The 9,040-nt window shown below is 34.5% G+C and carries 7 protein-coding genes; 2 read left to right on the top strand and 5 right to left on the bottom strand.

Translation table 11 applies throughout. The features are described from left to right. Nucleotides 1-1,139: 1,139 nt before the first annotated feature. Together JOD96_RS22330 and JOD96_RS22325 are read left to right on the top strand one after the other, a co-directional pair. Entirely contained in the window at nucleotides 1,140-1,577 is a 438-nt protein-coding gene (locus tag JOD96_RS22330; RefSeq protein ID WP_209566446.1) for a hypothetical protein, read from the top strand. Between the two features lie 154 nt (nucleotides 1,578-1,731). Beyond that, on the top strand, nucleotides 1,732-2,451 hold the full coding sequence (locus JOD96_RS22325; protein WP_209566445.1) for a hypothetical protein: 720 nt from the start codon (nucleotides 1,732-1,734) through the stop codon (nucleotides 2,449-2,451). 641 nt (nucleotides 2,452-3,092) lie between these two features. Here JOD96_RS22325 and JOD96_RS22320 read toward each other — a convergent pair. From JOD96_RS22320 to JOD96_RS22300, 5 genes are all read right to left on the bottom strand, one after another. After that, complete coding sequence (locus JOD96_RS22320; protein WP_053471468.1) at nucleotides 3,093-3,545, bottom strand: carboxymuconolactone decarboxylase family protein; 453 nt, start codon at nucleotides 3,543-3,545, stop codon at nucleotides 3,093-3,095. A 68-nt stretch (nucleotides 3,546-3,613) separates the two neighbouring features. Further along, the gene (locus tag JOD96_RS22315) at nucleotides 3,614-4,189 is read right to left on the bottom strand and encodes a Crp/Fnr family transcriptional regulator (protein ID WP_053471291.1); all 576 of its coding nucleotides are present in this window, start codon (nucleotides 4,187-4,189) and stop codon (nucleotides 3,614-3,616) included. 1,179 nt (nucleotides 4,190-5,368) lie between these two features. Further along, entirely contained in the window at nucleotides 5,369-5,980 is a 612-nt protein-coding gene (locus JOD96_RS22310) for a porin family protein (protein ID WP_209566444.1), read from the bottom strand. Between the two features lie 21 nt (nucleotides 5,981-6,001). Then, a complete protein-coding gene (locus JOD96_RS22305; RefSeq protein ID WP_209566443.1) occupies nucleotides 6,002-7,015 on the bottom strand; it encodes a hypothetical protein in 1,014 nt (337 codons plus the stop codon). Nucleotides 7,016-7,293: 278 nt separating this feature from the next. Continuing rightward, the gene (locus tag JOD96_RS22300; RefSeq protein WP_209566442.1) at nucleotides 7,294-8,655 is read right to left on the bottom strand and encodes a hypothetical protein; all 1,362 of its coding nucleotides are present in this window, start codon (nucleotides 8,653-8,655) and stop codon (nucleotides 7,294-7,296) included. Nucleotides 8,656-9,040: the final 385 nt, after the last annotated feature.

The raw sequence follows: 9,040 nt of genomic DNA, 5'->3' as shown, positions 1-9,040 counted from the left end.
ATAAAAGAAAAACACCTGTAAAAAAAGTTCTTACAGGTGTTTAATTAAATATATTTGTCTAATAATCTGTATCGATTATTTAGGACTAGTCATTACCTTGGCTCATATTTAATTCGCCGCGATAAATAAAAGGTACCCAATATCTCTGATTTGATTTTTCTCCTTTTAATGTTATGTCTTTGGGGTTCTTTTTAAGGGTTCTGCGGGTCATAGGGGTTGGGTGTTTTTGGCTGCGGTTTTTGGGTCTTTGATTTGGTTTTGAGAATTACGGTGGTGCTTGTTGTAATTTTTGGTTGTATTTGATGCTGATCACTGGGTTTTTAGGTTTGATATTGTTTTTTTTGGAGCTTTTTCCCGCTATACGTTACAATCTTTTGCGCCGAACCCCGGCACAAAAGGATTTCCACTTCTATCGGGGCTAGGGCAGGACCATTCTAATGTTTGCTTCAATCCAAAGTATAAAAGCCTGTCAGTTTAATTTTTAACTCGATTTTTATTGCCGTTTTCATTGAATGCTCTGTCGCCTGCCGAGCTTGGGGAATATAGCTGCGGGATTTTTCAGTTAAACACTAATTTTCCATATATGAAACCATCTTTAATTCAGCCTAAACCTCACCAAACAGCTGTTAGCTGTAGTGCTTATTCTGGTTTGAAATTAATTCCATTTAAATTTAGTCCATTTTTAGTGACAAACTCCTTATACTTTTTTTTGTCTAAAAACTATAATCCAGTTATAGTTGCAGGATAGGGGTTAGAGTCCTCTTCCCGCTACTAGTAAAAATTAAAAGCCGAGAAATCTATATTTCCCGGCTTTTTTATGGTTCGATAAATCTTGTATCAATTTCTTAAAATTTTAAACTCCTTTATTTTCAAGAATACTTGGTTCGAGTCCCGTTAAGTTAAACTACTATTAAGTTATTCTGGTTATTCCGAAAATATAATAGAAAAAAAATCATTCCGCTCCCAACCTTTTTTCTACTTTATAGCCTCTATACTTATAAGGAAATTTAAAACTTCAAATACATTTTTATTGTTAATTTGACAATCGATTTATATTTTTTTATTTGTGATAAAATTTCCAATCTTTTTAGAGCATAAAAATTAAATTTAACATCATATATTAAATACAAATAAAACATATGAAAAAAAATATCTGCATATTGTTTTGTCATTTAGCTCTTCTATCCTTTGGACAAGAATCAGCAGCAAAAAGTAAATTAATTAGAGGGTTTGTTTTTGATAACTCCTACTATGCAAGCATTCCTTTACCAGCTGTTGAAGTTCCTATTGAAATAATAGGTATGGGAAGAAAGACAAAAACAGACAATGATGGCAAATTTGAAATTGAAGCAAAAGAAGGTGACGTGTTAATTATCCAAGGAGACTTTATTAAAACCCGGAAGGTTTTAATTACAGATAAAAACTGCTATGAAATTAATCTGGGTACAGTAATAGATACTTACCCGATTTCTTTTCAAAGTAAAAAAGCCGCTAGACAAAACAGGAGATTCTATCGTAAATTAGTAAAAAAACTGATGGAAAAAATTGAAAGCGGTTTTTATAATTGTCTTGATTAAAAAACAGTATGTCATAATTGATTTACAAAAATAAATGTAACTCATGAAAACAGTAATTTTTATTAAATTAATATCTTCATCTTTAATTAATTTAGTCTTTTTAAATTCTCATAATGAATATTTAAACAATTAAATGAGAAGAAAATAATTCACTATGAAAACAGTACTCCCGTTATTATATTCTTTGCTATTTATCTCCTGCATTTCAGAAAATACAGCTCTCGAAATTGAAAGTAAAAATCCTATTGGAATTGGAATACTGGAAATTAATTCACACGAACCATTAAATATATTTTTATCTAAAAATCTTGATGAAGTATTCGATACAATAACATTTGACCAAATTTATCTCGGAAAAAATAGCGGGAGCATCGAAATTAACTCAAGTGTTTTAAAAAGAAAATTCAACCCTTATGCTATAGCTGCCAGTTCAGGCACAGCCGAAAGTGAAACCCGCATCAATTCAGGTTTAGCTAGTTATGGAACTACTTTAAAATTTACGGTAATTGAATCGAATTCAAAATATTTTAAAGTGATATTAAATGAAACCACAAAAGAAACGGGGTATATTAAAACAGGAGAAAACAGTAAAAATCAGTACAATTATAAAAGCTGGAAAAGTTATCTGCAAAATGCCCCGATGATAGCCCCTCATCATGAAACCGATGTATATGACAACCCAGAGGGATCAAAAACTAATACAGCTGATAAGCACTGTTTTTTTAAAGTGACAGACGTTCAAAATGAATGGGCAGAAATTAAACCCGTTGATTATATCGTTGGAAATGAAAAGTGCAAAGGAAAACAAGGCTGGATAAAATGGCGGGAAAATGACAGAGTTACCATTATAATCATCATACAGACTCTAGACTAAGAAAAAGCTAATAAGTTTATTTTGGGAAATACTAAGGTTAAAATTACTTGACCATTTAAAACTTTTTCGGGAAAAATTGACCGTACCTCTACGGGACAAATTACAATAAATTTTTTGGAAGATTTGAAGAGATTGGCGTACTACATGTAGTGTCTGTCTTTCATTGGCTATATTATTTTGGTTTAGATGTACCGTTGGGGATTGATGTAAAAATTATACAAACTCAATTGATTCATAGCATTAAACAAATATAAATTTACAAATTTTATCAAGGATTAAAAAAAATGTTTTAGTTAGGGTAGGATTGTTTTTCTTCAGCTTTATGAATTACTCTCAGATTTTTTATATTAATGATTTTTAGGAGCGTTTCCAGCTATCAGTACCAATCTTTTGTCTCGATGTAAAAGAATTTGTGTTGCTATTAGGACCAAAAAAATTGATGTATGTTTTGTGATAAATAGAGGAATGTCAGCAATTTGCCGTCTTTCGGAAACATTAAAATGTTTGCTAATTGGTTATCCTAAATAAGTTTTTCGTAAAAGCAATAAGCCCGAAACAAATCGGGCCTATCGTCTTCAAATTTAATTGTAATTCTAAAATTTTTGATGCATCGTAATTAAACTATTTTTTTTTTTGCAATGTTATGCAAGACTTTCTCCTATACGGAGATGGGTGCTGAGAACAACCCTGTTCCAAAGATTGATTGTAATTACGGCCGTTATTATATCTGCTATCTGGCTTTCACTGAAATACTGCAAGGCCTTTGTATAGGTTTCATCCGTTAATCCATTCTCATGGATTAATGTTATTTCTTCAGTTACAGCAAGAACTGCTTTTTCCTCTTCTGTAAAAATGTCCCCAGCTTCCTTCCAGGCACTCAAGAGAAAAATACGCTGGTTTGACTCGCCGTTTTTAACGGCGTCCTGGGTGTGGATGTTGATGCAGTATGCACAGCCGTTAATCTGCGAGGCACGTATCTTTATGAGTTCTTTGGCTGTCTTGGATATGGAAATCTTTGAAAGGTAGCTTTCAAGGCCGATCATCGCTTTCAGTGCATCTGGAGCGGCCTGCTTAATGTTAAGTCGTTTTTGCATTGTATTATTATTTTTAAATTGTTCCATGCAAAATTGAACAATAAGGAAAGGAAAAAACTTAAACTGGTTTAAGAAAGAAGCCTTTTGCGTATTTCGCTCAAGTATTCGGGTGTGAATCCTAGATAGGAAGCAATCAGGTATTGGGGAACGCGCTGGATGAATTCGGGGTGGTTTCTGACTGCCTGGAAATAAAACTCTTCCTTAGAGAACGAGAAAAGGAATTTAATGCGTTTTTGGGCCGCCGCATATGCCCTCTGGTAAACAAAACGGAAATAGCGCTCCATTACCGGAAACTCTTCCAGCAACTTCTGCTGCTTCTCCAAAGTGATGTAAAGCAATGTTGATTTCTCTACTGCCTGAATATAAAATTCTGTCGCGAGCTGGTTCTCGTAGGCAAAGTTATCGGTAAGCCACCATGTTTCTATGGCAAATTCCGTGGTTTGTTCGGTACCTTTCTCGTTAATATAAAACTTTCTAAGCAGGCCGTCCAAAACAAAATAATGATGCCGGCAGATCTGTCCCTCCTTTAGAAGGTTCTCTTTTTTATAAGTTTCTTTAATGTCGAAGAATTTTTTGATCTGCTCAAAGTCATTGTCTGAGACCTGTGCAAATTTGGCTATATGGTTTTTGAGTATATTGGACATCTGGCGTAAATGACATATTGGTTTTGACTGTTTGGCCAGCTTTTTAATCGGAATGGCATCGCTGGCAGGCTCTTAAGCAAATATAGCAATAATATGCTTAGATACTTTTTGAAATCAGATTTCATTATTTGTCATTGAATAGTAATTGAAAGCAATTTGGAGATTATATAGAGTCACTTTCTATTATATTCTGGGGGTTCGAATCCTGTTAGGTTATCGAGTGGCAAATCGACTATTTGTGCTGTTTTTTATATAGTATATACTTTGATGCAATTTGGCTATTGTTTGAAATAAAGAAAATAAAAGCAAAAATGATTGAAAGTTAGCGTATTTATTAGTGTAGATAAAAAAATGGCGCCAATTGTCTTCAATTGGCGCCATTTGGCTTTCTAGTGACGGGGACAGGACAAATTTCAACATCTTTTTTGGATGATTTGAAGCAATTGGCTTACTATATGTAATGTCTGTCTTTCATTGGCTTTGTAAATTTGGTTTAGATGTCCTGTTGGGGATTGATGCAAAAATTATAAAAACTCAATTGGTTTATGGCACTAAAATAATATACAATTCTACAAATATATTATAGAGGATTTGAAAAGATTGTTATAGTTACGGTAGAATTGTCTTTCTTTGGCTCTATGAATTACTTTTTTCGATTTATGTTTTGTGCCACAAAAGTAATCCCCTTCAAATTGATTTAGCTTGTTTTTTTGTACATCAGAAAAACACTCTTTTTTTTTAAAATAAAGACTCCTTAAATATTCTAAGTGTGAGTCGCGCCGCTTGTCGCTGTAGTGTATGTAATTTTCAAAATACAACTGTGCCACGAGTATGCATAAAAACTAAAAGCAAATTAATTGTTACTAAGTTAAGAGAAAGAATTAAGTTTTTGTTGTAAAATCCAAAGCCACTAACTATAATGATTTTATAAATGAGCAGGGTAATAGTAGGTCTCTGATTTATTCCGCTTTGATGACAGATGCGATAAAAAACACAGTTTTTCTCTCAAATAATAACTTCCGCAATTCAAATTCGCCAAGGTTCTCTCTCCGGACTTAAAGAGCGCTCTTTGCTGATTTGTTGTAAGCCGATAAATTTAAACCAGACATAACAGTAGAAAATGTTACTATTTGAATGGCGGAAGTATTTTCATGCTTCAGGCTGTATTGATTCCGTGAGCTATATTCTCTTTTTAAATAGTATATAACCTATGGAGAATCCAATATTTGAATTTTTAATATGGCTGTCATTGACACCGCTTGGATAATTCATAATATTGGCTAGGCCTTGTGTATAGGTTAAGCGCAGCGTAATGCCATTATCAAAGAAATATCCAGCTCCTGCATTTAGACCGTAATCACTGGTTTTATATGAATAGTCACCATCATTTATTTTTAACTCGACATCTTGCGTTTCGGCTGAAGTAAGATACCCATAGTAACCACCGGCAGAGAAAAAGAAAGTGCTTCCAATAGGTTTGATTTTGTATACAAAATCAACAGGAACACTTACATATCCAAGTGTTACAGTAGTATTGTCATCTTCATCTTTAAATTTGGTTCCCATGGTGCCATAAGATATTCCGGGATTGATTGAGAATCGGGCGTCCTGAAAAGGTATCCAGAAAGTAAAACCCAATTTACCGGATACCGTACCTTTATGGTCGTCGAATTTCTGTCCATTATCTTTTTCGCTGAATTTAGTCATTCCTACAGTAGCATAAAGCTCACCTTGTGAAAATGCAAATGTTGTAACCGTTAACATAGCGGCTAAAAGTAGTTTTCTCATCATAATCATAATTGTTTTTTAAATTTATTTATAGTCTTTGAATACTCGTAATGTAAGGGAGCTCTTCCATCTTTTTGGATTTTTTTCATCCACATAATTGTCGCTGTATAAATGAACACCTTTTTTGTCTGCTGTAATCCAGCTCCATTGATTTTGTGAGCTATAATAAGGTATAACATCAGTAGCTTTATTGCCATATGATTGGAATTCAGCTTTGAATTTCTCAACATATTTATTGGTCTCCGAAATTGCTTCCGAGTAAGTCAGATTACCCTGTCCTTTGCTGTTGAAGTAAAAAATAGTTTTTTGAAATCCAACGATTCTGCCATTTTTCACAAGCACCAAATGAATAGTGGTATCATAAATTGGTGCGCCTGTTGATGAATTGTAAGGCAATAGGAAATTTTCCTTATTCTCAAAGGCGATGCTTTTGGAATGGCAGGCATATATCAAATCCTCATCTGTGCCTGCTGCCCATTTGGTTTTTGACATTTTGTAATTCTCGGCAAGAATATCTGGATGCTGTTTTTGAAATTCTTCTATTGTCTGCCCAAAAGGCAAATCATCTATAGTGAATTCCTCAAAAGTTTTTTTGTATTGCTCAATTTGCTCAAGCTTTGCCCTTTGCCTGGCAAGTTCTTCTTTTTCGATGCGCTGTTTTTCTTTAATCCAGATTGTTTTTTCTTTTGGTAAATTAAGTTTTTTCAGGTTTTCACCAATAGCGTAAATTTCTTTGAATTTATCATCTAGCCCATTATTTGCAGTAGCATTTACATATTTCTCGGCATTCTCTGTCAATGAATTGTAGAGCGTGAATTGCTTTTCGTCTGTATAAAAATTGGCAGGATTAAACAATTTATTTTGAGAAGCTACTCGCAAATACAATGACTTGTCGGTTATGCCACCTAAGACTTTCTCAAATTCATCAGTTTTTTGAATTGTAAGTTCATAATTGCCATTGTTAAACGCCGTTTCGGCTTCTTCAAATTTTAGCTCTGCAATAGCATTTTGGGAAAAAATTGTAGCGCTGGTAATCATAAAATATGATACAATTAAAATTTTAAAATTTTTCTTTAAAAAAAGCTTCAACAGATTCATTACTTTTTATTATTATGTTAGAATTTTATGGTTGGTTAAAAGCTGAAACAATATTTGGCAATGTAGTACACTCAAATTCATCAGCTTTCTCGTATACTTGTTCATAATGCGATTATTAAAAAGGGTTCGCTTCTTGAATTTTTAGCTCGACTGCGGCTCCAAAGAAAGGTAATGCTCACCAGGACAAGGGAAAAAAGTACTGTATCGTTCATAAGCGTCTATTTAATTATTGTCCCGTAATTTTTGGACTGGCTTTCCTTGAATTTATCTACTTGCGAGTTTGGCGCTGTTCCATTATTGGGACGCGTATCAATTTTTGCAGGCGCAGTAATTAGCGTGCCGTAACTGGACTCCTGCTTTTCGGCAGTGATGCTGCCCGCTTTTGCTATGGAGGCTTTTCCTTTGTAAAAAATATTATTTACAGTGCAACCGCTGCTCTGCAAAACAGCAATAAGCTCTTGTCTTTTCTGCTCGGCCTGCTGGGATGTGTAATAATAGCCGTGCAGTACTTCGGCACAAGGGCTAAGATTCTCAATATCATTTTTAACTGTTGCCGTGTAGGCCCGTGTTCCGTCATTGTACCTGCCAATTTCAAAAACATTAGAAATATACGCCGATGCCCCGTATTCGCTGTCTAAATTGCTGTAGGCGTAAATGAAATAATAGATACTTGACGCCTTTTCCTGTGAAATCAGCGGAATATCTTTGGAGGGCACCTCAGCAAAGGCATTTTTGCGGCTGCTCGTTTTTAGGTAAAGGGCATATTGTCGCTGGCGTTCTTCTTCTGCACGCTGTTCCTCAAGAGCCTCTTTTTTTGCTTTATCAGCCTGATTTTGTTGGATCCAGCTCCCAACAAGATTTCCCAGATCGGTAACTCCTTTTGTGATGGATTCAGTGCGTTCTGCCTGGTATTGCCTTTGCGCTTCCAAGTTTCTGGCATATTGGGCTTGTTGGTCTGCGAGACGCTGGCTTTCTGGCTGTTGCTGTGTTGCTGCGCTTTGATCCGTTTTGTATGATGTAATAGTTTGTTGTCTTTGTTGCTCTGCCTGTTGTTTTGCAATAGAATTTTGTTCTTCTTTTTGCTGTTTAACGCGCAATTCATCAGCTTTTTTCCGATCTTCCTGGGCTTTCTTTTTTGCGATTGCCTCTTCTTTGTCCTTGCTGATGTCGTGTACATTGCCAATACTGTAGCTAATACTTTTGTAAAGCGTATAATCATTATTTCCTAAGGAAACAGCGCAGTCTTTTTTGCCGAAATATATAAATTGGGCTTGGTTCTCTGAATTATAGCGGGCATTTGGTGATAAGTGTAAAACATTAGAAACTCCTGAACGAAGTGAAATTGTTTTGGTACCGACACAAGCCAATTCAAGTGTAATCTGAATATTTAATTCATATTCCCTGCTAGTATTATTCTGAATATAGAAATAATAATATTCGCTTCCACCAGCCAAAGAACTGCTGCGCTGGACAGAAAGTGTAAAGCGTGAGTCGGCATCTTCCACAGGAATGTTCATTCTTTGCGCAAAAGCCGATAAAGACAACAGCAGATAAAATAAAGTGAAAATTTTCTTTTTCATATTGTTTATTTTTATTCCCAGAGCACTTTTCGATTGTTATATTATGAATTCAAAATCCAGTGAATTTTTATGTAGCCCCCTTTGATTTCCGTTGTGCTAAATTTTTCAAAAATAAGAAATTAACATTTATTTCATAATTTTTTTTCATGTATTTGGAACCATCGCTTGATTTTGAACTATTTTTATGTTTTGTGAAAGAAATGTGCCACGATTCCAAAGACTAGCGGGCTAATACAAGTTAGTCAGAATAAGGGTTCTGTCGCATTTGGGAATAGCTTATATCTTTGGAATTTTAAAACTAAAAAAAAATGAATACCACAGGTCATAGCTATCCAAAATCTATAATTCTTCAGGCAGTGTATTTTAAATTAAGATTTACCCTTAG

Origin of the sequence: Flavobacterium sp. 1355 (genome assembly GCF_017833415.1) — a bacterium.
In the GTDB taxonomy this organism is placed as follows: Bacteria; Bacteroidota; Bacteroidia; order Flavobacteriales; family Flavobacteriaceae; genus Flavobacterium.
The sequence above is the reverse complement of the archived record's forward strand: the minus strand, read 5'-3'. Positions and strand labels throughout refer to the sequence as shown.

Bases quoted from the DNA above. Each gene is read 5' to 3' on its own strand.
- JOD96_RS22330 (WP_209566446.1), top strand. From the start codon at position 1,140: ATGAAAAAAAATATCTGCATATTGTTTTGTCATTTAGCTCTTCTATCC.
- JOD96_RS22325 (WP_209566445.1), top strand. From the start codon at position 1,732: ATGAAAACAGTACTCCCGTTATTATATTCTTTGCTATTTATCTCCTGC.
- JOD96_RS22320 (WP_053471468.1), bottom strand. From the start codon at position 3,545: ATGCAAAAACGACTTAACATTAAGCAGGCCGCTCCAGATGCACTGAAA.
- JOD96_RS22315 (WP_053471291.1), bottom strand. From the start codon at position 4,189: ATGTCCAATATACTCAAAAACCATATAGCCAAATTTGCACAGGTCTCA.
- JOD96_RS22310 (WP_209566444.1), bottom strand. From the start codon at position 5,980: ATGATGAGAAAACTACTTTTAGCCGCTATGTTAACGGTTACAACATTT.
- JOD96_RS22305 (WP_209566443.1), bottom strand. From the start codon at position 7,015: ATGATTACCAGCGCTACAATTTTTTCCCAAAATGCTATTGCAGAGCTA.
- JOD96_RS22300 (WP_209566442.1), bottom strand. From the start codon at position 8,655: ATGAAAAAGAAAATTTTCACTTTATTTTATCTGCTGTTGTCTTTATCG.